24 protein-coding genes are annotated in these 22,564 nt (G+C 69.3%); 9 read left to right on the top strand and 15 right to left on the bottom strand.

Translation table 11 applies throughout. From position 1 onward, the window contains the following. Position 1 precedes the first annotated feature (1 nt). Complete coding sequence (locus EV643_RS30730; RefSeq protein ID WP_133803669.1) at positions 2–949, bottom strand: hypothetical protein; 948 nt, start codon at positions 947–949, stop codon at positions 2–4. A 91-nt stretch (positions 950–1,040) separates the two neighbouring features. Here EV643_RS30730 and EV643_RS30725 point away from each other — a divergent pair, with 91 nt between their 5' ends. The 3 genes from EV643_RS30725 to EV643_RS30715 are packed head-to-tail and all read left to right on the top strand — an operon-like array spanning position 1,041 to position 3,213. Then, a complete protein-coding gene (locus EV643_RS30725) occupies positions 1,041–2,618 on the top strand; it encodes an acyl-CoA carboxylase subunit beta (protein WP_133803668.1) in 1,578 nt (525 codons plus the stop codon). 15 nt (positions 2,619–2,633) lie between these two features. Beyond that, entirely contained in the window at positions 2,634–2,843 is a 210-nt protein-coding gene (locus EV643_RS30720; RefSeq protein WP_133803667.1) for an acyl-CoA carboxylase subunit epsilon, read from the top strand. 10 nt (positions 2,844–2,853) lie between these two features. After that, positions 2,854–3,213 carry a hypothetical protein gene (locus EV643_RS30715; protein WP_133803666.1) on the top strand — a complete coding sequence of 120 codons (360 nt, stop codon included), beginning with the start codon at positions 2,854–2,856 and terminating at the stop codon, positions 3,211–3,213. 9 nt (positions 3,214–3,222) lie between these two features. Here the strand turns inward: EV643_RS30715 and EV643_RS47025 are convergent, their stop codons facing one another. Continuing rightward, the gene (locus EV643_RS47025) at positions 3,223–4,437 is read right to left on the bottom strand and encodes a Maf family nucleotide pyrophosphatase (RefSeq protein ID WP_133803665.1); all 1,215 of its coding nucleotides are present in this window, start codon (positions 4,435–4,437) and stop codon (positions 3,223–3,225) included. Beyond that, the gene (locus EV643_RS30705; protein ID WP_202869836.1) at positions 4,434–6,125 is read right to left on the bottom strand and encodes a DUF885 domain-containing protein; all 1,692 of its coding nucleotides are present in this window, start codon (positions 6,123–6,125) and stop codon (positions 4,434–4,436) included. Before EV643_RS30705 ends, EV643_RS47025 begins: the two co-directional genes overlap by 4 nt. 93 nt (positions 6,126–6,218) lie before the next feature. Between EV643_RS30705 and EV643_RS30700 the strand changes: the two genes are divergently transcribed. Continuing rightward, positions 6,219–7,394 carry a neutral zinc metallopeptidase gene (locus tag EV643_RS30700; protein WP_133803664.1) on the top strand — a complete coding sequence of 392 codons (1,176 nt, stop codon included), beginning with the start codon at positions 6,219–6,221 and terminating at the stop codon, positions 7,392–7,394. On the opposite strand, the gene EV643_RS30695 is transcribed toward EV643_RS30700, so the two are convergent. Next, complete coding sequence (locus EV643_RS30695) at positions 7,366–7,710, bottom strand: MmcQ/YjbR family DNA-binding protein (RefSeq protein ID WP_133803663.1); 345 nt, start codon at positions 7,708–7,710, stop codon at positions 7,366–7,368. The genes EV643_RS30700 and EV643_RS30695 overlap by 29 nt on opposite strands. A 9-nt stretch (positions 7,711–7,719) precedes the next feature. Next, a complete protein-coding gene (locus EV643_RS30690) occupies positions 7,720–9,132 on the bottom strand; it encodes an MFS transporter (protein ID WP_133803662.1) in 1,413 nt (470 codons plus the stop codon). A gap of 108 nt (positions 9,133–9,240) precedes the next feature. Here EV643_RS30690 and EV643_RS30685 point away from each other — a divergent pair, with 108 nt between their 5' ends. Next, positions 9,241–9,780, top strand: coding sequence for a TetR/AcrR family transcriptional regulator (locus EV643_RS30685; RefSeq protein WP_133803661.1), 540 nt, complete (start codon positions 9,241–9,243; stop codon positions 9,778–9,780). Here EV643_RS30685 and EV643_RS30680 read toward each other — a convergent pair. Genes EV643_RS30680 through EV643_RS30655 form a run of 6 tightly spaced genes read right to left on the bottom strand, consistent with a single transcriptional unit; the run spans position 9,777 to position 15,068 of the window. Then, entirely contained in the window at positions 9,777–10,325 is a 549-nt protein-coding gene (locus EV643_RS30680; protein WP_133803660.1) for a hypothetical protein, read from the bottom strand. The two genes, EV643_RS30685 and EV643_RS30680, sit on opposite strands and share 4 nt — an antisense overlap. Then, a complete protein-coding gene (locus EV643_RS30675) occupies positions 10,322–11,623 on the bottom strand; it encodes a DUF58 domain-containing protein (RefSeq protein WP_133803659.1) in 1,302 nt (433 codons plus the stop codon). Before EV643_RS30675 ends, EV643_RS30680 begins: the two co-directional genes overlap by 4 nt. Then, positions 11,620–12,600 (bottom strand): AAA family ATPase, encoded by a 981-nt coding sequence (locus EV643_RS30670; protein ID WP_133803658.1) that lies wholly within the window; start codon positions 12,598–12,600, stop codon positions 11,620–11,622. The genes EV643_RS30675 and EV643_RS30670 overlap by 4 nt, the downstream gene beginning before the upstream one ends. Before the next feature lie 6 nt (positions 12,601–12,606). After that, positions 12,607–13,128 carry a hypothetical protein gene (locus EV643_RS30665; protein ID WP_133803657.1) on the bottom strand — a complete coding sequence of 174 codons (522 nt, stop codon included), beginning with the start codon at positions 13,126–13,128 and terminating at the stop codon, positions 12,607–12,609. Continuing rightward, positions 13,125–13,844 carry a DUF4129 domain-containing protein gene (locus EV643_RS30660; RefSeq protein WP_133803656.1) on the bottom strand — a complete coding sequence of 240 codons (720 nt, stop codon included), beginning with the start codon at positions 13,842–13,844 and terminating at the stop codon, positions 13,125–13,127. The genes EV643_RS30665 and EV643_RS30660 overlap by 4 nt, the downstream gene beginning before the upstream one ends. Before the next feature lie 12 nt (positions 13,845–13,856). Continuing rightward, positions 13,857–15,068: a GNAT family N-acetyltransferase gene (locus tag EV643_RS30655; RefSeq protein WP_133803655.1), complete on the bottom strand. Its 1,212-nt coding sequence runs from the start codon at positions 15,066–15,068 to the stop codon at positions 13,857–13,859. Positions 15,069–15,211: 143 nt separating this feature from the next. Here EV643_RS30655 and EV643_RS30650 point away from each other — a divergent pair, with 143 nt between their 5' ends. Further along, positions 15,212–16,285, top strand: a complete 1,074-nt coding sequence (locus EV643_RS30650) for a CobW family GTP-binding protein (protein ID WP_133803654.1) — start codon at positions 15,212–15,214, stop codon at positions 16,283–16,285. A gap of 188 nt (positions 16,286–16,473) precedes the next feature. On the opposite strand, the gene EV643_RS30645 is transcribed toward EV643_RS30650, so the two are convergent. After that, complete coding sequence (locus EV643_RS30645; RefSeq protein ID WP_133803653.1) at positions 16,474–17,271, bottom strand: HpcH/HpaI aldolase family protein; 798 nt, start codon at positions 17,269–17,271, stop codon at positions 16,474–16,476. 130 nt (positions 17,272–17,401) lie between these two features. Between EV643_RS30645 and EV643_RS44340 the strand changes: the two genes are divergently transcribed. Beyond that, a complete protein-coding gene (locus EV643_RS44340) occupies positions 17,402–17,545 on the top strand; it encodes a hypothetical protein (protein ID WP_166665632.1) in 144 nt (47 codons plus the stop codon). A 282-nt stretch (positions 17,546–17,827) separates the two neighbouring features. Here the strand turns inward: EV643_RS44340 and EV643_RS30640 are convergent, their stop codons facing one another. Further along, positions 17,828–19,357, bottom strand: coding sequence for an acyl-CoA carboxylase subunit beta (locus EV643_RS30640; protein ID WP_133803652.1), 1,530 nt, complete (start codon positions 19,355–19,357; stop codon positions 17,828–17,830). A gap of 13 nt (positions 19,358–19,370) precedes the next feature. Continuing rightward, on the bottom strand, positions 19,371–20,537 hold the full coding sequence (locus tag EV643_RS30635; protein ID WP_133803651.1) for an acyl-CoA dehydrogenase family protein: 1,167 nt from the start codon (positions 20,535–20,537) through the stop codon (positions 19,371–19,373). A 67-nt stretch (positions 20,538–20,604) separates the two neighbouring features. On the opposite strand from EV643_RS30635, the gene EV643_RS30630 reads away from it, so the two are divergent. Beyond that, positions 20,605–20,997, top strand: a complete 393-nt coding sequence (locus EV643_RS30630) for a MerR family transcriptional regulator (RefSeq protein ID WP_238165901.1) — start codon at positions 20,605–20,607, stop codon at positions 20,995–20,997. Positions 20,998–21,020: 23 nt separating this feature from the next. Here EV643_RS30630 and EV643_RS30625 read toward each other — a convergent pair whose 3' ends face one another. Next, complete coding sequence (locus EV643_RS30625) at positions 21,021–21,452, bottom strand: MarR family winged helix-turn-helix transcriptional regulator (RefSeq protein WP_133803649.1); 432 nt, start codon at positions 21,450–21,452, stop codon at positions 21,021–21,023. Positions 21,453–21,517: 65 nt separating this feature from the next. Here EV643_RS30625 and EV643_RS30620 point away from each other — a divergent pair, with 65 nt between their 5' ends. Then, entirely contained in the window at positions 21,518–22,420 is a 903-nt protein-coding gene (locus EV643_RS30620; protein ID WP_133803648.1) for a nitroreductase/quinone reductase family protein, read from the top strand. Positions 22,421–22,564: the final 144 nt, after the last annotated feature.

The raw sequence follows: 22,564 nt of genomic DNA, 5'->3' as shown, positions 1-22,564 counted from the left end.
CTCAGCGCTCCCGGCCGCGGGGACCCGGCTGCTCGCCGGTGGCAGACCGGGCTGCCGTCGGCGCGCTGCCCGGAGCCTTGGCCTTGCCCAACGGCTGCATCGCCGGATCGCCTCCCGCGAACCTCGCCGCCACCTCCTCCGATCCGCCGGCGGCTTCGCGCTGGTGGCGCAGGATCTCCCGGTCTGCGACTTCGCTGGCCTTGTCGATCGCCTCCGCACCCAGCTCGACGGCGTCCACCCGGTCCAGGTAGTCGCTGGCAATGCCTTCCGGTACGTCCCGCAGCGGCTTCTCCACGTCAACGTTCGGCGCGAACCTGGCCTCGATGTGGTCGGTGACCACGTCCGCGATCTGGTACCGGTCCAGCGGCGGTACGTCCTCGTACTCGGGCTTCGTGCTGAGCAAGATCTCCGCCGCCAGCCGGCCGGCACCGCCTGATCCGGCCCCGGCCAGGTCGCGCAGCTCCTCATCGGGCGACCGGCCGGTCCGCGAAGCGAGACTGACGGCCAGCGACCACCCTTCCGCGGCGTAGCCCTGCCGCTGCCGCTCGGGGAACTCGCCGAGTTCGGCGGCACCACCGTCGGTCAGCAACTCCCGCATCAGGCGAGGCGTCGCGGTCTCGGCGTACGCGCTGGCGACCGCAACGGTCAGCGGCTCGCGCCAATCCCCCGGCTGAAGGCGGTGCTGCAGGTTGTCCGGCTCCAGCCCGGCCACGCAGTACCGCACGACCGCTGTCGCCGCCCGCCGGATCTCCGGCCGCAGATCCGGCTGGCCGGTCCCTTTCGGCAGCAACCGGGTGGGGATGTCCCGGTTCAGGGCGAGCGGCTCGATCGCGTCGCGGATCTGCTGCGGGATCTCCGGGATGGCGCCCGGTGGCGACCAGCCGCCGGTGTCACGCATGACCAACCGGTTGATACTGCGAATGAGGTCGTCCACATCGGATGCCGCCACCCGAGAGAAGTTACCGACGAGTGGGTTCAACCGGGGCTGCGGCGGACGTCACAGCACCTGGTACCGGATATTGAAGTTAGGCTGCCCGCTTATGGGAGAGACCGTGAACATCCACACCACCGCCGGGAAGCTCGCGGATCTGGAGCAACGGCTGGACGAGGCCGTGCACGCCGGGTCGGAGCGCGCGGTCGAGAAGCAGCACGCCCGCGGCAAGAAGACCGCCCGGGAGCGGATCGCGCTGCTGCTGGACGAGGGGTCGTTCTCCGAGCTGGACGAGTTCGCCCGGCACCGATCGACCGCGTTCGGCCTGGACGACAACCGCCCGTACGGCGACGGCGTGGTGACCGGGTTCGGCACCATCGACGGCCGCCAGGTGTGCGTGTTCGCGCAGGACTTCACCATCTTCGGCGGCAGCCTGGGTGAGGTGTTCGGCGAGAAGATCGTCAAGGTGATGGACCTGGCGATGAAGATCGGCTGCCCGCTGATCGGCATCAACGACTCCGGCGGCGCCCGGATCCAGGAAGGCGTGGTGAGTCTCGGCCTGTACGGCGAGATCTTCCGCCGCAACGTCCGCGCATCCGGCGTGATCCCGCAGATCTCGCTGATCATGGGCCCGTGCGCGGGTGGCGCGGTCTACTCCCCCGCCGTCACCGACTTCACCGTGATGGTGGACGAGTCGTCGTACATGTTCATCACCGGCCCGGACGTGATCAAGACCGTCACCGGCGAGGACGTCACCCAGGAGGAGCTCGGCGGCGCCCGGACGCACAACACCAAATCCGGTAACGCGCACTACCTCGGCAGCGACGAGGAGGACGCGATCGAGTGGGTGAAGACGCTGGTCGGTCACCTGCCGCAGAACAACCTGGAGGACCCGCCGGTCTACGACTCCGCGGCGGACCTGGAGCCCACCGAGACCGATCTCGCGCTGGACACACTGATCCCGGACTCGCCGAACCAGCCGTACGACATGCACACCGCGCTCGAGGCAGTGCTGGACGACGGCGACTTCCTCGAGGTGCAGGCGTTGTTCGCGCCGAACATGATCGTCGGCTTCGGCCGGGTCGAGGGCCGACCGGTCGGCGTGGTGGCGAACCAGCCGATGCAGTTCGCCGGCACCCTCGACATCGACGCGTCCGAGAAGGCGGCCCGGTTCGTCCGCACCTGCGACGCGTTCAACCTGCCGATCCTGACGTTCGTCGACGTACCGGGCTTCCTGCCGGGCACCGACCAGGAGTGGAACGGCATCATCCGCCGCGGCGCCAAACTGATCTACGCGTACGCCGAGGCGACCGTGCCGATGATCACCGTGATCACCCGGAAGGCGTACGGCGGCGCGTATGACGTGATGGGCTCGAAGCACCTCGGCGCCGACATGAACATCGCCTGGCCGACCGCGCAGATCGCCGTGATGGGCGCGCAGGGTGCTGTCAACATCCTCTACCGCCGTGAGCTCGCGGCCGCCGAGGACGCCGAAACACGCCGGCAGCAACTGATCACCGAGTACGAGGACCATCTGGCCAACCCGTACGTGGCGGCCGAACGCGGCTACATCGACGCCGTGATCAAGCCCAGCGAGACCCGCGCCGAGATCATCCGCGCCCTCCGCCTCCTCCGGACCAAACGCGACACCCTCCCACCCAAGAAGCACGGCAACATCCCGCTCTGATCGGAGACCGTGGTCATGTCCGATACCCCAGTACTACGTGTCGTCAAGGGCGACCCGACTCCCGAGGAACTGGCCGCCGTGGTCGCCGTGGTGGCCGCCCGCGCGGCCGCCCCTACTCCCCAAGCGGAGCCGGGCCGCGCCAGTGACTGGGCGACCTACTGGCGCCACGCCAAACGCCCCCTGCACCCCGGCCCAGGTCGTTGGCGCGCCAGCGCTCATCCGTGACACTGGCCGTATGGCCAAGTACGCGGTCGACCCGGTGGCGGTCGAGCAGGCGAAGCGGCTGATCGAGAGCCGGCAGTATGTGCTGGACAGCGAATGGGGTGAGGTTCAGCCGAACGCCGAGGCGCAGAACGCGTTCCTGGCCAACCACAGCTGGGACGAGTACGCTGCCTGGCACCTTGGGCTGACCGAAGGCGCCAATGACGAGACGAAAGCGCGGTACGCCTTCGTGTACGGCGACTTCCGGCGCATCCACCGGACCGGGCTGATCGCCTGCGTCTACCGAGCCGCCGAGTGGCGGCACAAGTCCATCGAACTGGCCGCCCACGACCTTCTACAGTTGCTGGACGCGAAGGCCGGGATCAAGGACTAGCCAAGGCCCTCAGCCGAGGGTGCGGCGGAATCGGACCAGCGGGTACAGCGGATCCGGGTGATTCCCGCGCGACTGGTTCACGCCGGTGAACGTGGTCGCGGCGTCCAGGACCAGCCCGTACTGCGCGGCGCGCGCGACCAGCAACGCGAGGGAGTCCTGCGATCGTTGGTCCTTCGGGGTGCGCCCGTCGGCGACCCGGCTGGCCTCGGACTTCTCGGTCGTGGTGATGAAAACCCCGTCGGGGCGTAGTACTCGGGCCACTTCGGCCAGCACCGGCTCGCTGTCGTCCAGGAGATGCAGCAACCAGACCGCGACGATCGCGTCGCACCGCCGATCGGCAAAAGGCAACCGCTCGGCATCCGCGGCAGCAACGTGTCCCGGCAGCCGGACGCGGGCGTGCCGCAACATCGCCGGCGACAGGTCCACCCCGTGCACCAGGTTGCCCAGAGCAACCAGTTCGGCGGCGACGATGCCGGTGCCGACGGCCAGTTCGATCACCCGTCCGCCCTTCGGCAGCAGGGAATCCACCGCCTCCGCCGCGGCTCGGGCCCGCTCCGGACCACCACGCGTCTCGTCGTACTTCGCGGCCTCGTCCTCGTCGTACGCGAAGTACGGCGACTCCCACAACGCCGGCCACGGGATGCCGACCTCGGCCAGCATCCGGCGTACCAGCGGCAGCGAGACGCCGACCACGTTGTGGTAGTCGCCTTCGATCCCGGTGACGAACGGCCCACCGAGACCGTCCACCGTGAACGAGCCGGCCACCACCAGCGGCTCGCCCGTCGCCACGTAGGCGTCGATCTCGTCGTCGGTGAGATCCGCGAAGTACACGGTCGTGGACTCCAGCTCACGCAACTCCTGCTTGCCGGCCGTGTCGATCAGGCAGTGCCCGGTGTGCAGGATGCCGCTGCGTCCACGCATCGTCCGCAACCGTTCGCGCGCGACCTCGGGCGATTCGGGTTTGCCGTAGGCGACACCGTCGATCTCCAGCACGGAGTCGCAGCCGAGCACGGTCGCGTGCTCGGTCAACGTCGCCACCACCGCGCGCGCCTTCAAGGTCGCCAGGACTCGCGCCAGCTCGCCCGGGTTCTCCGCGGTGACGTGATCCTCGTCGACCCCCGAGACGATCACCTCCGGCTCGACCCCGGCGCTGCGCAGCGTCTGCAACCTGGCCGGCGACGCAGAGGCGAGGACGAACCGCGGCCTCTTCGCTCCCGGATTCACAGCTTCGCGAGGGCGCGGCGCAGCGGGTCGAGACCGAGCGAGCCGAGGTTCAGCGCGTCGGAGTGGAACTTCCGCAGGTCGAAGGCGGCACGTGCGCGCTGCTTGGCCTCCTCCCGGGCCTGCAGCCAGATCCGCTCGCCCACCTTGTACGACGGCGCCTGCCCCGGCCAGCCGAGGTACCGGTTCAGCTCGGCCCGCAGGTAGTCGGTCTCCATCCGGCAGTGCGCGCGGAGGAACTCGAACCCCCGCTCGGCGTTCCAGATCTCGCCCGGACGCCAGCCGAACGGGTTGTCCTGCGGCACCGCCAGCTCCAGGTGCATGCCGATGTCGACGATCACCCGGGCCGACCGGAACGCCTGCGCGTCGAGCATGCCGAGCCGGGCACCCGGTTCATCGAGGTACCCGAGCTCCTCCATCAGCCGTTCGGCGTACAGGGCCCAGCCTTCACCGTGGCCGGAGACCCAGCACCCCATCCGCTGCCAGCGGTTCAGCTGGTCGGCGCGGAGCATGGTCTGGGCGACCTGGAGGTGATGGCCGGGCACGCCCTCGTGGTACACGGTGGTGACCTCGCGCCAGGTGGCGAAGTCCTCGACGCCGGCCGGAACCGCCCACCACATCCGGCCGGGCCGGCTGGTCAGGTCCTCGCTCGGGCCGGTGTAGTAGATCGACCCGTCGGACGTCGGCGCGATCATGCACTCGATCCGCTTGATCTCGTCCGGGATGTCGAAATGCGTCCCGGCCAGCTCCCCGACCGCGCCGTCGGCCAGCCGCTGCATCCAGTCGCGGAACGCCTCCTTGCCGTGGATCTTGCGGTCCGGGTCCTGGTCCAGCCGCGCCGCGACGGCCTCGATGCTCGGGTCGCCGTCGTTCAGCGTGGCGGCGATCTTCTGCATCTCGCCCTCGACCCGGGCCAGCTCCTGCCAGCCCCAGGCGTAGGTCTCCTCCAGGTCGATCGCGGCGCCGAGGAAGTTGCGCGAGGCCAGCTCGTACACCTCCCGGCCGACCGCGTCCCGCTGCGGGGCCTTCGGCAACAGCTCGGTGGTCAGCCACTCGCCGAACTGCTCGTACGCCTTGCGGGCGGCGGTCGCGGCGGCCTCGACCGTCGCCTTCACCCCGCTCTGCGGAGCCCGGGCCGCCAGCCCGGCGAAGAAGTCGTCGCCGTCGGCACCGGCCCAGCTGGCGATCCGCTTGGCCAGGTCCTCCACCTGCCGCGCCGCCGACACCCGGCCCTGGCCGGCCTGGTCGAGCAGGGACTCGCGGAACCCGTCCAGCGTCGTACCGACCTGGTTCAGCCGGATCGCGATCGTCTCCCAGTCCGACTCGGTCTCGGTCGGCATCAGGTCGAACACCTGCCGGATCTCGGCCGGCACCGACGCGAGCGCGTTCAGCTGGTACTGCGGTACGCCGGCCTCGTACGTCTCGAGTTCGAGGCCGAGGCGCTCGAGCAGGGCGTCCTTGGCGACCTCCTCGCGCGGACTCCCCGGTACGGCGGCGGTCGCGTCGGCGATGGTCCGGCGGTTCAGCTCGGTCAGAGCCTCGAACCCGGCCGGGGAGAAGTCGGGCAGCCGGTGGTCGTGCCCCGGGATCCCCATGTAGGTCGCCGCGGTGGGCGAGAGCTCGACGTAGGCCTCGAGGAATCGCTCGGAGATCTCGTCGATCGGGCTGGTCGGTGTGGTGGCGTCCGTCACCCGGCCGACACTACCCCGCGAAATGGCCGCGCCGCCGGGTAGTGTGTCGCTCTCTTCAGCGCTGTGGCTGACAAGTCAGTGAAGGGGACGGGGTTGAGCCAGACACCGTTCGGTCCACCTAACCAGCCCGGTCAGTGGGGGGCACCTCCTCAGTACGGCCCGCCGGCGCCGCAGTACGGGCCACCCCAGTACGGGCCGCCGCAGTACGGGATGCCGCAGTACGGGCCGGCTTCGGTGGCGCCGCAGCAGGGCGCGAGCTTCGGTTGGGGGCCGCAGTTCAGTCCCGAGCCGCCCAAGAAACGGTCGAAGGGCCCGGTGTTCGCGATCCTGGGCCTGGTCGTGCTGGCCGGTGCGGGTCTGTGGGCGTTCGGTGTGATCAAGAAGAACGCGGACGGCAACGTCACCCAGCCGACCGTGCGGCCGACGGTGCACCGCAACACCCCGACCACCGGCATACCGACCGAGGAACCCACCGAGGAACCGACGACGGAGCCGACGACCACGCAGACCACGACGTACAAGCCGCCGAAGCCGCGGCTGACCGACAACCAGATCGTGCAGCAGAACAAGCTGTACCGTACCGGCAAGCAGCGCTCGGTCAACTGCAAGGAACCGAACATCCGGCCGAGCAACAACCGCGCCGCCGCGGCGTACTGGGCTCGTGTCAAGCCCTGCCTGGATCGCGCGTGGGCCCCGTACGTGCGGGCCGCGGGCTACCAGTTCCGCGCGCCGCAGATGTCCTACTGGTCGGGCAGCGTGGTCACCACGCCGTGCAGCAGCGGCGCCAAATCCGTACCGTTCTACTGCTCGGCCAACGAGATGATGTACATGAAGGTTGACGTCTTCGCCGAGGTCTACAACGAGTACCCCGACGTGCTGACCAAGGCGTACGCGCGGATGTGGTACACCCGGTCGATCGCGCACGAGTACGGCCACCACCTCCAGTACCTGACTGGCATCCTGGAGGCGTCCCACAACCGCCGCTACGAGGCGTCCACCTCCGCCGGCGTACTGCTCGAGACCCGCCGGATGGAACTCCAGGCGAACTGCCTCGCCGGCGTCTTCCTGGCCGCGAACAAACGCAGCTACCCGATCAACGGCAACCTGCTCACCGCCTGGAACCGCTGGGTCGTCACCGCCGGCGACCCACCCGGCCGGGGTACCCACGGCAGCACCGCCAGCCAGAAACGCTACATGGGCAAGTCCTTCGTCACCGCCAACCTGGCCACCTGCAACACCTTCAGCGCCCCGCCCCGCCTGGTCGACTGAGCTCGGGCGGGGCCACCTGGCGCCACGAGTCCAGCAGAATGTCGTAGAGCTCGCCGGCGTCCTCAAGGGCTTCCAGGCGGGCGCGGACCCAGGCCGACGGGGCCTCGTGGGGCGGGACCCAGAACTTGTGCGGTTCGGCGGCGATGAGTTCGTCGCGCTCGAGCTTCGGGCAGCGCACCGCGAACGAGGTCTGGTCGTCGGGGATGGTGACGAACATCCGGCCGGCCACATCGAAGGTCGGATGATGCCAGCGTTCCTTCTCCACCGTCTCCGGGAAGGACAACGCGATACGGCGAACGTCGTCGGCATCGAGCACGGGGTCAGACTACAAGCGGCGGCGGCCCGGGAGGAGGAGGGCGAGGAAGGCGCCGGCGGCGACGATGGCGGCGCCGACCCAGACCGCCGGGACCAGGCCGTCGACGTAGCGGGCCGGGCTCTCGTACCCACCGGCCGAGGCGAACACCGACGCGAGCAGCGCGACGCCCAACGCCACGCCGACCTCGCGGATCGTGTTGTTCGTCCCCGAGGCCACCCCGCGGTCGGTCTCGGCCGCACTCGCCATCACCACACTCGCCGACGGCGCGAACGTGAGCCCCATCCCGACCCCGGCGAGCACGAACGGCACGACGTACGAGCCGTAGGTGACGTCAACCGTCGTGACGAGCGCCATCCAGCCGAGCCCGACCGCGAGCAGAACCTGTCCGGACGCGATCAGCACGCGGGGACCGACGCGATCCACGATCAGCCCGGCAATCGGAGCGACCACCATCGGCGCCATCGTCCACGGCATCGTCCGCAGCCCCGACTCCAGCGGGCTGTATCCCTGCACGACCTGGAAGAACTGCGCCAGCAGGAAGACCGACCCGAACACGCCGACCGAGAAGGTGACCCCGGCCGCGTTGACGACACTGAACGCCCGCGACTTGAACAACCGCAACGGCAACATCGGCGTCGGATTACGGCTCTCCCAAACCAGGAAGGCCACCAGCAACGCGCCGCCACCGATCAGCGCGGTCAACACGCCGCCGGAGGTCCAGCCGTCTTCGGCGCCGTTGATGACACCCCAGACGATGCTGAGCACACTGACCGCCGACAGCACCAGGCCGACCGGGTCGAACCGCCGCGCGCCGCCGAAGGACTCGGTCAGGATCCGGGCCGCGAACGGCAGCATCAGCACCCCGATCGGCACGTTCAGCCAGAAGATCCACTGCCAGTTCAGGCCGTCCACCACGGCCCCGCCGATCACCGGGCCGACGGCGACACCGAGACCGGAGATGCCACCCCAGATCCCGATCGCGGCGCTGCGCATCTTCTCCGGTACGGCGGCCGACAGCAACGTCAGCGACAAGGGCATCACGGCCGCCGCGCCGACCCCCTGGATCGCGCGGGCGGTGATCAGCATCCACGGCTCGGTGGCGAGCGCGCAGGCCGCGGAAGCGACCGTGAACAGCGCGATCCCGGCCAGGAAGATCCGCCGCCGGCCGAGCCGGTCACCGATCGCCGAGGCGGTCAGCAGCAGCGTGGCGAACGACAGCGTGTACGCGTTGACGAACCACTGCAGGTCGGTCAGCGAAGCGCCCAGCTCTGCCTTGATCACCGGCAGCGCGGTGGTCACCACCAGGTTGTCCAGCGTGACCATGAACATCGGGATCGCGACCACGGCCAGCACCGTGGCGAGCGAGCGCCGGACGACCGGCCGCGCGGCCAGGTCCTCGGGCTCGAGGGCGGTCGAAGTCATCGCGGTTCTCCTTCTCGGGCAAGTTGTTGTAATTGACTGATAACTAGGCTCAGAGACCAAAGTATGCATCGACTGATAACATGTCAAGTGATGACGGAAGGAGCACCGATGACGAGGACCCGGCTGACCGCGGCCGAGCGCGGCGAGGAGGTACTGCGGGCCGCCGTGCTGGCGTTCGGCGAGTCCGGCTACGCGGGCACCAAGACCGACGAGATCGCCCGGCTGGCCGGCGTGTCCCAGCCGTACGTGATCCGCCTGTTCGGCACCAAGCAGCAGTTGTTCCTCGCCACCGTCCAGCGGGTCTGCGACCGGGTCGAGCAGACGTTCCGGGACGCGGCGGCCGAGCAGCCCGACCTGGCCAGCCTGGGCGACGCGTACCACTCCCTGATGACCGAGCGGGAGCTACTCGTCGTCCTGCTGCACGGATTCTCCGCCAGCGCCGATCCCGCGATCGGCGACACCGTGCGGGCCCGGTTCGGCGGCATCTACAAGCTGGTCCGCGAACTCACCGGCGCCTCGGCCGAGGAGGCCCGCGAGTTCATCGCCACCGGCATGCTGCTCACCGTGATGGCCGCGATGCAGGTCGCCGGCCCGAAACCGTTCACCTGCGACTGGTCGACCGAGATCCTCGACACGTTGGACGGTTAGTCGGAGCCGATCGACTGACCGGAGGCGAACCAGATCGCGGCGGTGGCCGCGGCCAGCGCGCCGACGGTGACCAGCAGCGAGCCCGGTACGGCGGCACCCCGGACCAGGGCAGCGGCGATCGCCACCACCGGACCGAGCAACAACGCCACAGTTGCCGGGAGCAACCAACGGCGAACGGCCCGGCGGCTGACCTGCCCGTACGACGGGATCTGCCCGGCGAACGCGGACGCCAGGTGCACCACGACCAACGCGATCCCGGTGATCACCACGGACACGCTGACCTCGGCCGGCGCCCGCACGATCCAGCCCAGCGCGACGAGCACGATGAACACCAGCGCCGGCGCCGAATCCGGCAACACGATGCAGACGACCAGCAGCGGTACGCCGACGACCGGCACGGCGTCCAGCTGGTTCCACGACTGCACCGCCGGGACCAGCAGAGCGACCGTCCCGGCCAGGGCGATGGCAGCCCGCGCAATCAGCGACGCCGACCCGGACGCCCGGATCTCCGCCAACCATCGGGTCACCCGCTCCGCGCCGCTCACGACCGCATCCTTGGCGCAGCGGAGACGCGTGCGGCGTCCCGCAGTACTTCGTCCAGGGTGCCTGCCCCGCGCCAGCGAACCGTCGGTACGCCGAGGTCGCCGAGCCGGTCGAGTTCGCTACGGCGTTCGAGCAGCCGCAGTCGCCAGGCCAGCGGCCACGCTCTCGGATCGTGCTGCTCGAGATCGATCACGTCAGCCACCTCTTCGGGCAGCGTGTCGACCGCGATGACCGTGCAGCCCGAGTGGACCAGCGTGACGATGTAGCCGAGCATCGACTGTCGCAGCAACGGGCTCAGCACCAACACGAGGCTGTCCGCGCGGACCCGGTGCCGTCGGGCGAGCTGTACCTCGTCCTGCTGCCGTCCCTTGCGATCCGCGTGCACCAGTACGTCGAGGATCCGCCGCAGGTGCGCCCGTCCGCTTCCGGCCCGGACACCGCGAATAACTGTGCCGGTGTCGACCAATCGCACCCGGTCGCCGTGCCGCAGGTAATGCTCAGCGATGGACGCGGCCGCCCGTACCGCGGTGTCCAGGCTGCTCGACCGACCGTCGATGCCCTCACTGATCCCCACCTCCTGCCCGGTGTCGAGCAGGATCACCACCTCTGTGTCCCGGTCGGACCAGGTCGAGGTGACATGCAGTTCGCGGGTCCGGGCGGAGACGGACCAGTTGATCCGGCGCAGCCTGTCCCCAGTGCGGAACGGCCGCACCCCTGCGATCTCGGTGCCCTCCCCCGGCCGACGGGACCGGTGTAACCCGACGAGCCCGGCAGGGCGTGGTACGGCGTCGACTGCTTCGAACCCCTCACGCAGCGGCAGCGTGGTCACGCTCACGGCACCCGCCGAGGCGGCCTGCATGCGATAGGCGCCGAGGACCGAGGTGGCGATCACCAGCGGGCGTTCCAGTTGCCGTAGGCCCCATCGCTCGGAGCGGACGCCTACCTCCAGCGACACGGTCCCCGACGATGCGGGCTCGGCTACCGCTGCCTGTGGTGGGTCGTACCGGAACCACCGGCTCCGGGGTAGCGCCGCGACCACCAGATCGATGTCGGGGTCGAGTGTCCCGGTGACGCGCAACCTGTACGTCGTGGCCTGCCCCTCGAACAGTACGGGCGCGTCCAACTCGGTATGGACCTCCGGTTGCTCACGCGGCCGGAAGTAGCGACCCCAAACCGCCAGGAACGCCAGTGGCAGACCGAGCACGGCGGCGTCGGGTCGCCGGGCGAGGACAGCCACCACCAGCAGTCCGGCGGCCGCGGCGACCACCCGGATCTGCGCGTGGGTCGGCCGCCAGGTCACTGCCGAGCGCCTACGACGGTCGGAGGCGTCGGCACCGATCCGAGGACCGCACGAACCACGGTCGCGCCGGTGACCTCGTGCAACCACAGCTCGGGCCGGACAGTGATCCGGTGTGCCAGCGCGGGGATCGCGACCGCCTTGACGTCCTCCGGTACGACGTAGTCCCGGCCCTGGATCACGGCGTACGCGCGCGAGGTCAACAGCAACGCCAGCGAACCGCGTGGGGACGCGCCGACCAGCACCTGGGAGTCCCGACGGGTCGCGGCAGTCAGCTCCACGCAGTACCGGCCGACGGTGTTGTCCACGGTCACGGTCTCGATCGCGCGTTGGGCGGCGAGCAGTCCGGCCGCGTCGGTGACGGGCTCGACGGTCTGGTCCTCCTTGCGGCGGGCCATCCGGCGCTGCAGCACCTCCCACTCCTCGTCGGCATTCGGATAGCCGAAGGCGATGCGGAGCATGAACCGGTCGAGCTGGGCCTCCGGGAGCGGATAGGTGCCCTCGTACTCAACCGGGTTGGACGTCGCCAGCACGTGGAACGGCTGTGGCAACGGGAAGGTCTGGCCCTCGACGGTGACCTGGTGTTCCTGCATCGACTCCAGCAGGGCGGCCTGGGTCTTCGGCGGAGTCCGGTTGATCTCGTCGGCGAGCAGCAGGCCGGTGAAGATCGGGCCGGGCCGGAAGACGAACTCGGACTCCTTCTGGTCGTACACGAAGGCGCCGGTGACGTCGGAGGGCAACAGGTCCGGGGTGAACTGGACCCGGCGGAACTCCAGCCCGAGGGCCTGCGCGAACGAGCGTGCAGCGAGCGTCTTCGCCAGCCCCGGGTAGTCCTCCAGCAGCACGTGCCCGCCGGCCAGGATGCCCGCGAGGACCAACTCCAGGGCGTTCCCCTTGCCGACCACGGCCTCACCGACCCGGTCGAGTACCAGGCGGCTCAAAGCCGACACATCGGTCGGTCGAAGTTCCAGCTCAGTCACGGTCCCTCACAACTTCTCGATGGTCTGGACAGCCTGCTCGATCTCGGCCAGCGACGCCGTACGCACCTCGGTGCCGGTGATCAGGTTCCACAACTGGTCGCCGGTCAGCTCCCGGGCGCGGTGTGGATCCAGCTGCGGATTGATGCCGTGCCGGTGGATCAACCGGTCGGTGGTCAGCTCCAGCAGTAGCGGCTGGATCCGGCGGGTGAAGGTCAGCGATCCCTCGCCGGCCCGGCGTTCCCGGTCAGACTCCTGCACCCAGGTGGCGAGGAACTGGGTCCGGTTGTCGTTGCTCCTGGCCCGTAGTTCCGCCAGCTTCTCGTCGTACCGGGCCGGCCAGGACGTCTCCAGCACGTCGGGGTAGCTCAACCGGATCGCCACCGCGGCGAACGCGATCGCGAGTGCCATCGCGACGAACCAGAGTGGTCTCGGCTGGGTGCCGGCCAGCCCGAAGCCCGCGATCAGCAGCAGGCTCACGACCACGGCGATCACCAAGTACTGCAGGACGACTTTGTTGATACCCCTCATGCCTCACCCGCTGAGATCGTGGCCGCGGTGAGCTCGTCGCGGAGGCGGAGCAGGGCGGTGCGGGCCTGGGTGCGCGCTTCCTCGGTCGAGCCGTGGGTGGAGTAGCGGGCCTCGCGATACAGCTGGGCGAGCCGGAGCAGCTCGGGTTCGGAGATGCCGCCAATGCCGAGCACCCGGACGGTGAACTCGGCCGGCGTCTCCGCGGGATCACGCGCGACCCCGGCCGACGCGGCTGCCTCCTCGAGCGCCACCCAGCACGCGATCACCGCGTCGGTCGCCGTACCGGAGTCCATCGACGCGAGGCCGGACTCGACCGCTTCGGCCAGCCGGTCGACCTTCACCCGCTCCCAGTCGGCGCCGTCGTCCTCCGCCTCGGGCAACTGCACCTGACGCAGCATCCGGTACAGCTGCCGGAGCAGCAGGAGCACGAGCAGCGCCGCCAGCGTGTACACCACCGCCTGCCAGAGCGCCTGCACCCACTGGGGAATCTCCGTCGGCTTCAGCTCCCTCGGCGTCGGTCCCTCACCCGGCGTCGGTACGTCGATCGACGCCGTCTCGTTGTCGGTCGGGATCGGGCGCGGCGACGCGGTCAACGTGCTCTCGCTGACCGGCTGCACGCTGCCGCCGGCCGACGCGAACACCACCAGCGCAACGGCGGCCACGCCCACCACGAGCACGACGACCAACGCCACAGCACTGCGCGGGCTCGGTCGCATCCGGGAAGCCTTTCAGAAGCCGGTGTCGAGCCAGGGTACGCGTTTTCCGAGGAACGAATGGGAGGTCCGCGCCAGCGCCCCCTGGGTCCGCTCCTCGACCAGGCCGGCCGCACCGAGCAGCCGCAGCGACGGCTTGCCCAGATACACCGCTCCCAACTCCCGTACGTCGAGGAGCAGGTCGGCCGGGCGATCGGTCTTCTCGCAGCTCGCGCCGTCGGGTCCACCGGTCAGGTGCCAGTTGCCCGCGTTCCACGGGAGGAAGTCGTCGGTGATCCCGAGCACCACGTCGAGGTCGCTGACGTACCGCCGGCCGGCCAGCGCGCGGCCCACATCGGCGAGGCGAACCCAGAGCCCGTCCATCGTGGTCGCCTTCGGCGCACGGGGATCCACCAGCAACGACAGCAGTGGGTCGTCAGACGGAAGCAGCTCGTACGTCGTCTCGCGCAACAGGTCCTGGTTCAAGAGGAACTGCCAGAGCGCGATGTGGGACGCGAGATCCTTGGCGTGCACGCGGGACACGTCCACGAACCCCCTGTCCGTGCGCTTCGTCCGGAATTGCGCGTACCCGGTCACCTCACCGTCGACCGACGCGAGCACACAGCGGAGCGGGGATCCGCCCTTGGTGTCCGTCACCACGTTCTCGCCGGCGACGTAGTCCTGCCAGCGTTCGTCGTACTGGAACATGCCGGGCCGGGTTGCGGCCTGCTCGTTGTGGATCCTGGTGGTGATTTCCTGCGACTCGGCCGGATCGGCGTACCGGATCTTGACCGCGTCGACACCCACGACCGGGCGGATGGCGCGGGACACCTTCGGCACCGTGATCTCCTGGTGGTCCGAGCCGAGCCCGTACCCGAAGCGCCCGTAGATCACCGGCTCACTCGCGGTCAGTACGGCGACAGCCTCGGAACCGGATTCGTACAACTCGGTGAGCTGGGTGCGCATCAGGTCCCGCAGGATCCCGCGTCGCGTGTGGGTCGGGCTGACGCAGACCATCGTCACGCCGGCCACCGGGAGCTGCGCACCAGGCACAGTCATCTGGAACGAGAACGCCGCCGTATGCCCGGTCAGCTCCTTGTCCTCCTGCGCGACGATGCTCCGGGCCGGCTCCCAGACCTTCCGCTCCGCCTCCAACTGCGCCTCGCTCCACGGTGCCGCGAACCCCAGGTTCAGCAACCGCACGAGCTCTGCCCACTCACCCTCGAAATGCCCGATCCCGTTCGTCATGCCCCCTGCCTACCAGACCCGCCTACCGTCCGCCCCTGACTTTCCGAGATTCCGCGGCACGGTGCGGAAATTTGCCGGTATGGCGGGAAAGCCGACTGACCCCAGCTCTGGACTGATGAAAACCGTTTTCATATACTCCTGCCATGGCCGCCCCTCGGAAGATCCCGCTGACCCTGCTCGTCGGGCTCTCGACGACCCTCCGCCAACCCGTCCTGGACGCCATGACCGACGCCGCCACGGTGGTGATCGCGGTCGATCAGGACGAGCTCACGCGCCGGGGTGTGCTGGCCTGGCAGGTGTTCGACGCCTCCGGGCCGATCGACGCCGGGGAGTTCACCGTCGGCGACGACTGTGGCGCCTGCCAGCTGATCGAGTCACTCCTGCCGTTGCTCGGTGCCCTGATCGAGCGGGGCCACTGGCGACACGTCGTACTGGCCGCGCCGCCCGCGATGGAGGCCCGGCCGCTCGCGAGCGCGCTGGTCGCGACGATGCCCGAGATCGAGGTGGACACCGTGACCTGCGTGGTCGACGCGGTGCTCCTGGTCGAGCAGCTCTCCGGTGACGAACTGCTGGCCGAGCGCGGCCTGGCACTGGGTCCACCCGACCGGCGCAACGTGGCGGAACTGACCGCGCGGCAGATCGAGTACGCCGATGTCTGCGTGCTCGCGAACGCCCATCGCAGCGCGATCCCGGAACGCCTGCACAACCTGCTCCTCCACCTGAACCCGCGCACCACAGTCGTCGACGCGGACCCGGCCGGCGTACCGAGTGGCGTGGTCGCACGGACCGGGCTGTTCGACTTCGTGGCCGCCGAGGCGTGGGCGGGTGAGCTCGCGGCCGAGGACCGCCTGCAACCCAGTGGCGACGGTGTCACCACGGTTCTGTGGCGCTCGACCCGCCCGTTGCATCCGGTCCGCCTGAACGACGCGTTGGAGGACATCGTCAACGGCGTGGTCCGCAGCCGCGGCGTCGTCTGGCTGGCCAACCGCCCCACCCAACGCGTCCGCTGGGAGTCAGCCGGCTTCAGCGCTTCGCTGGGCATGCTCGGCGAGTGGTCCGACACCGAACACCTGGCCGAGTGCACCCTGGTCGCCACCGGCGTAGGCCTCGACCCGGTGCGCCTCCAGTCCGTCCTGGACGCCTGCCTGCTCACCGAATCCGAGCTCGCCACCCTCGACTGGCAATCCCTCGACGACCCCTTCGCCGGAGTCTTCTAGCAGCACCCCACCATCACCTCAGACAGGCACTCGGGACCCCAGACAAGAACCCAGGGCGCGGACCGTGGACAAGAACCCGGTACCTCGGACAAGAACCCGGGACCTCGGACAGGAACGTACGGTGTCCGAAGTCCCCGGAAATTGTTCAAGGTCCCCAGAAGCTGTTCGGGGTCACGGGTTAGTGCCCGCTAGTACGCCGGGTCGCCGGGCTCGCGTCGGTTTGTCAGGCCGATGGTGGCGAGGTGGTCGGCCGCGATGGACTGGAGGTGGTCCAGGTCGGAAGAGACCGTCGCGAAGGTGTAGCCCTCGGAGAGGCGGCGCTTGGCGGTGTCGCCGTTCTTGGTGTGGATGCCCGCGGCCACTCCGGCGTCAGCCGCAACCTTCGCGATCCGGGTGATGGCGGCCTCGAACACGTCGGCCACGTCCGGGTCGCCCGGATACTTGCCGCCCACGGCCAGGCAGAGGTCCGAAGGGCCGACGTAGATGCCGTCCAGGCCGGGCGTCGCGCAGATCTCGGCGACGTTCTCCAGGGCGGACCGGGTCTCGATCATGGCGAGCACGACCGTCGCAGCGTCGGCGTCGGCAGGGGTCGGCCCGATCCGCAGACCTGACCGGGTCGGTCCGTAGGAGCGGATCCCTGCCGGTGGGTACCGGGCCGCGGCCACCGCCCGCGCCGCGTCGTCGGCGGTGTCGATCAGCGGCACGATCACGCCGGCAGCACCCGCGTCGAGCGCCCGGCCGATCGGCGTCGCGTTGTTCGCCTCGACCCGGACCAGGCCGACCGTGTCCGTCGCGGCCGCGTCGATCGCCAGCAGACCGTCGAGGATGCCGCGGGCACTGAGCAGACCGTGCTGCCCGTCGAGCACCACGTAGTCGTACCCCACCCGGGCGATCCGTTCGGTCGCCGGCGGCGCGTCCAGCACCACCCAGTACCCGACAACCGAATCACGTGCACGCAATCGTTCGCAGAAGCTCTTGGCAGTCACCCGTCTGTTCTACCCGATCGGCCGCGGGAGCGCCCGTCCAACGGCCCGACCGCCATCCCCCGGCACCGCGTCGGCCGCCCGAACCTAAACTCGTCGCGACCCCAGCCCATGGCTCGGCAGAATGGCGGCCATGCCCGGAACCGAAGCCCTGTTGCACGATCTCCTCGCCGCGGCCGGGCTCCCCGACGCGACCTCCATCGAGGTGCTGTCGCTGTATCTGGTGGTTGGGCAGGCTGCCGCTGGCGGGTTATGTGGTCGCTGGCGGGTTGTATAACACGCTAGCGGTGACCCAATCCGCCAGCCGGGGCCGCGCTTCCCACGATGCGGAACCTGACCGCTCGGGATGCGGACATGCCGACCGGGCCGGGTGTCGGAGGGTCCGAAGTCCCGGCGTGAGCGGACGTTTGAGGGGTTTTGACCCCTGGAGTTGTGGGATCTCCACCCTCAGCACGAGTGGGCAAACCATGTTCTCGAAGGTCAACCCCTCAAATGGCGCACCCACGCGGCTGCTATCTCGACCAACCACCAGCACCGCCCCAATTGAACGGAACGTGTTCTAGACCGGCGGGACCCCGTGCCGTTTGGAGCTGAAGTGGCGGTCCTTGGTCTGGGCGGCGGCGAGGCGGGCGATCAGTTCGGTGCGGAGGTTCTCGGGTTCGACGATGGCGTCAATGACCAGGTCGGCGGCGAGCCGGAGGATGTCGATATCGGTCTCGTACTCCTCGCGCAGCTTGGCGACGTACTCGACCCGCTCGGCCTCGCCGGGGATCTCCTGGATCTTGTTGTAGTAAACGGCATTGATCGCCGCCTCCGGGCCCATCACCGCGATCTTCGCGGTCGGCAAGGCGATACATGCGTCCGGCGAGAACCCCGGGCCGCACATCGCGTACAGGCCGGCGCCGTACGCCTTCCGCACGATCACCGAGACGGTCGGGACGGTCGCCTCCGAGACCGCGGTGATCATCTTCGCGCCGTGCCGGATAATCCCGGCCCGCTCGACTTCGCTTCCGATCATGAAGCCAGGTACGTCGCACAGGTACACCAGCGGCACGTTGAACGCGTCGCACAACCAGATGAACCGGGCCGCCTTGTCCGCCGAGTCGACGAACAGTACACCGCCCTTCACAGCCGGCTGGTTCGCCACGATCCCGATCACCTGGCCGGCCAGCAGCCCGAAGCCGACCACGAGCTCCGGCGCATACGCGGGCTTGATCTCGAAGAAGGTGTCCGCGTCCACCACCGCGTCGATCACGTCGTGGATGTCGAACCCGACGCTCTCCTCGGCCGGCACCAGGTCCCGGGTGAAGTCCCGGGCCGGCGCCGAGGCGTCGTACGACGGGGGCCGGGTCTGCCAGGATCCGGGCAGGTAGGAGAAGTACTGCCGGGCCAGGTCGATCGCCTCGGTGTCGTCGGCCGCGAGCAGATCGCCGCAGCCGGACACGCTGGTGTGCATCCGGGCGCCGCCCATCTCCTCCAGCGTCACCTTCTCGCCGACCACCATCTCGGCCATCCGGGGCGAGCCGAGGTACATCGAGGCGTTACCGTCGACCATGATCACCAGGTCGCAGAACGCCGGGATGTACGCGCCACCCGCGGCCGACGGGCCGAACAGGCAGCAGATCTGCGGCACCTTGCCGGACAGCGCGACCTGGTTGTGGAAGATCCGCCCGGCACCGCGACGGCCGGGAAACAGATCCACCTGGTCGGTGATCCGGGCGCCGGCCGAGTCGATCAGCCAGAAGATCGGCAGCTCGTCGCGCAGCGCGACCTCGGTGATCCGGACGATCTTCTCCACCGTCCGGGCACCCCAGGAGCCGGCCTTGACGGTCGGGTCGTTGGCGACGATCAAGGCCGCCCGGCCGTCGACCAGCGCCCGCCCGGTGACCACGCCGTCGGCGGGCAGCCCGGGGTTGAGGGCGTTGGCCAACTGGGCGTCCTCGACGAAACTGCCCTCGTCGACGAGCAACGCGATCCGGTCCCGGACGTACAGCTTGTTCTGCGAGGCGAGCTTGGCGGCAGCCTTCTCCGGCGGCGCCAGCGTCGCCTCGCGGGCGACCTTGACCTCGGTCCAGTGATCGCGCGTCATACCGGCAATCCTGTCACTCGACCGGGAGGCCGAGGCCGCGGGCGATCAACATGCGCTGTACTTCGGACGTCCCCTCGCCGATCTCGAGGATCTTGGCGTCCCGGTAGAACCGGGTGACCGGGTACTCCTCCATGAAGCCATAGCCACCGAACACCTGGGTCGCGATCCGGGTCGCCGTCACCGCGGACTCGGTCGCATACAGCTTCGCCACCGACGCGGCCTGCCTGAACTCCTGCACGGACGCGCCGGCGTCCTTCAACGCGGCGGCCCGGTAGACCAGCAGCTCGGCCGCGTCCGCCATCACCTTCAGGTCGGAGATCTGGAAGGCGACCCCCTGCTTCTGTCCGATCGGTACGCCGAACGTCTTGCGCTCGCCGGCGTACTGGACCGACATCTCCAGGCACGCCTTCAGGCACCCGAGCGCGACCGCCCCGATCGCGACCCGGCCGTCGTCCAGCGTCGCGAGGAACTGGCCGAATCCCTTACCCCGCTCGCCGAGCAGGTTCTCCTTGGGGACGCGACAGCCGGCGAACGACAGCGGATGCGTGTCCGACGCGTGCCAGCCGAGCTTGTCGTACTGCGCTTCCGCCACGAAGCCCGGCGTACCGGCGGGGACGATGATCGTGGAGATCTCCGGCCGGCCGTCGGGCTTCTCCCCGGTCCGCGCGGTCACCGTGACGACCGAGGTGATGCTGGAGCCGGAGTTGGTGATGAACTGCTTGGACCCGTCGATCACCCACTCGTCACCGTCCAGTACCGCGCGGGTCTTGGTCGCGCCCGCGTCGGACCCGGACTCCGGCTCGGTCAGGCCGAAGCCGGCCAGCTTCCGGCCCGCCACCAGGTCGGGCAGCCACTGCTGCTTCTGCTCATCGGTGCCGTAGGTCAGGATCGGGTTGATCCCCAGCCCGACCGCGGCCTCCAGGGTGATCCCCATCGACTGGTCGACCCGGGAGATCTCCTCGATCGCGACGCACAGGCTGGTGAAGTCTCCCCCGGAGCCGCCGTACTGCTCGGGCGCGGTCAGGCCGAAGAGGCCGAGCCGGCCCATCTTCTGCACGGTCTCGACCGGGAAGTAGTGCTTGCGGTCCCACTCGGCGGCGTGCGGGGCGATCTCGGCCTCGGCGAAATCGCGCACACTGCGGCGGAACTCGCGGTGCTCCTCGGACAACTCGAACGACATGACCACTCCCCTACGATTGACGCTTACGTAAACGTAAAGCACGATGGGGTGTGTGCACAATAACCCGGTGACTGTGGATGCGAGCACGTGGTCCATCGCCGAACTGGCCGCGGAGTACGACGTCACCCTGCGCACGATCCGGTTCTACGAGGACCGCGGCCTGCTCACCCCCGAGCGACGCGGCACGGTCCGCGTCTACCACCCGCGCGACCGGGTCCGGCTCGGCCTGATCCTGCGCGGCAAACGGCTCGGCTTCAGCCTCGACGAGATCGCCACCATCGTCGACATGTACGACGCCGAACCCGGCGAGGAGGGCCAGCTGGTCTACCTCCTCGACCAGATCACCACCCGCCGCGCCGAACTGGAACAACGCCGCCGCGACATCGACGAAACCCTCCGCGAACTCGACGAGGTCGAACGCCGCTGCCAGTCCGACCTCCGCACCCTCCGCCACCGCTGAGCCGCCGCTGAGCCGGGCCGCGCTCAGATCGCGTCTTCGTAGGCCCTCAACGTCTGGACGAACAGCTTTCGCTGCTCGTCGGTGAGGGGCTCGAGGGCCACCCGCCAGGCCCGGGCGCCACGGGCGAGCCAGTTGTCGATCGCCTCGCGGTGGGCGTCGGCGAGGGTGATGATGGCGCGGCGGCGGTCGGCGGGATCCTCGCGGCGCTCGAGGATGCCCTTGCGGCTGAGTTCGCCGACCATCAGGCTCACCGTGGCCGGCGTGACCTCCAGCCGCTCGGCCAGTTCGTTGACACCGAGCGGGCCGTCGAACAGCAGGTAGGCGAACAGCGAGAGATGCCGGGGCGCCAGGTTCATCCCGGCCAGTTCGTCCGGGATCTTCGCCCGCTTGGCCCGGCCGACCAGTCGCGGCATCAACAACAGCAACGTCCGGATGCTCTCATCGGTGCTTGACATACCTTTGTCCTCAAAACTATTTTGCTTGCAAAGCTAAATCTTCTGGGGCATTGTGAGGGTAGACCGTGAGCGACTTCAACCGCGCCATCATCGACGAGTTCCGCGCCAACGAGGGGCGGGTCGGCGGCATGTTCGAGGGCGCCAAGCTCGTCTTGCTGACCACCACCGGCGCCCGTTCGGGCCGGCCGCACACCACCCCCGCCGCGTACGCCGAGGACGCGGGCCGGCTCATCGTCTTCGCTTCCAACTCAGGCCTGCCCACCGCACCAGCCTGGCTGCACAACCTCCGCGCGAACCCGGCCGTCATCGTCGAACTCGGCTCCACTCGCTTCGATGCCATCGCCACTGAAGTCACCGGCCCCGAACGAGACCGCCTGTACGCCGACCAGTCGGCCCGCGACCCCGCCTTCGCGGCGTACCAAGCCGGAACGACGCGCAAGATCCAGGTGGTTGAGCTGATCCCGGCCCGGATCGGCGCCGCAACCGCCCAGCTCAAGGAGGTCCACGCCGCCCTCCGCCGCCAATTAGCCGACCTCCGCACGGCGGTCGACGCACAACTGGCCAGTGCGGGGCGCGACCCCGCCGACACTGGATCCAACTACGCCGAAGGGCCGAATCCCGCTAACCCACCGGATCTCGCTGGAGAGCTGACTGACCTCAGGACGCACTGCCTGTCGTTCTGCGGAGCTCTGCACGCCCACCACACCCGCGAGGACGGTGTACTCCCCCACCTGGCCGCGGGCTTCCCCGAGCTGAAGCCGGCCATCGACCGCCTCCAACGCGAGCACGAAGCAGTTGCCGTCCTCAACGAAGAACTGGCCGCCACCGTCGAGCGCCTCACCACTCACCCTGGAGAGGCCGAGAACCTTCGAGACCAGCTCATGCGGCTCGCTGCCGAACTCGAGTCTCACTACCTCTACGAAGAACTCCATCTCGGGCCGGCGTTGGACCAAGCATCGGCAGGGTGAGCGGGAGTGGTTCGCGTCTCCGGGCACCGCGAAAACCCACCAACGCCGCAGCACGGTAACGAATTGCGCAGAGGGATGGCGACCAAAAGTTACCGCCGGGCGACCTCGAGGGTCACGATGTACCGATCAGCAGGTCGGCGGCGG

It is taken from the genome of Kribbella caucasensis (genome assembly GCF_004361855.1).
Lineage (GTDB): Bacteria > Actinomycetota > Actinomycetes > Propionibacteriales > Kribbellaceae > Kribbella > Kribbella caucasensis.
The sequence above is the reverse complement of the archived record's forward strand: the minus strand, read 5'-3'. Positions and strand labels throughout refer to the sequence as shown.

Bases quoted from the DNA above. Each gene is read 5' to 3' on its own strand.
- EV643_RS30635 (WP_133803651.1), bottom strand. From the start codon at position 20,537: ATGTCGTTCGAGTTGTCCGAGGAGCACCGCGAGTTCCGCCGCAGTGTG.
- EV643_RS30690 (WP_133803662.1), bottom strand. From the start codon at position 9,132: ATGACTTCGACCGCCCTCGAGCCCGAGGACCTGGCCGCGCGGCCGGTC.
- EV643_RS44340 (WP_166665632.1), top strand. From the start codon at position 17,402: ATGCCCGGAACCGAAGCCCTGTTGCACGATCTCCTCGCCGCGGCCGGG.
- EV643_RS30640 (WP_133803652.1), bottom strand. From the start codon at position 19,357: ATGACGCGCGATCACTGGACCGAGGTCAAGGTCGCCCGCGAGGCGACG.
- EV643_RS30715 (WP_133803666.1), top strand. From the start codon at position 2,854: ATGGCCAAGTACGCGGTCGACCCGGTGGCGGTCGAGCAGGCGAAGCGG.
- EV643_RS30725 (WP_133803668.1), top strand. From the start codon at position 1,041: ATGGGAGAGACCGTGAACATCCACACCACCGCCGGGAAGCTCGCGGAT.
- EV643_RS30655 (WP_133803655.1), bottom strand. From the start codon at position 15,068: ATGACGAACGGGATCGGGCATTTCGAGGGTGAGTGGGCAGAGCTCGTG.
- EV643_RS30685 (WP_133803661.1), top strand. From the start codon at position 9,241: ATGACGAGGACCCGGCTGACCGCGGCCGAGCGCGGCGAGGAGGTACTG.
- EV643_RS30660 (WP_133803656.1), bottom strand. From the start codon at position 13,844: ATGCGACCGAGCCCGCGCAGTGCTGTGGCGTTGGTCGTCGTGCTCGTG.
- EV643_RS30650 (WP_133803654.1), top strand. From the start codon at position 15,212: ATGGCCGCCCCTCGGAAGATCCCGCTGACCCTGCTCGTCGGGCTCTCG.
- EV643_RS30625 (WP_133803649.1), bottom strand. From the start codon at position 21,452: ATGTCAAGCACCGATGAGAGCATCCGGACGTTGCTGTTGTTGATGCCG.
- EV643_RS30665 (WP_133803657.1), bottom strand. From the start codon at position 13,128: ATGAGGGGTATCAACAAAGTCGTCCTGCAGTACTTGGTGATCGCCGTG.
- EV643_RS30720 (WP_133803667.1), top strand. From the start codon at position 2,634: ATGTCCGATACCCCAGTACTACGTGTCGTCAAGGGCGACCCGACTCCC.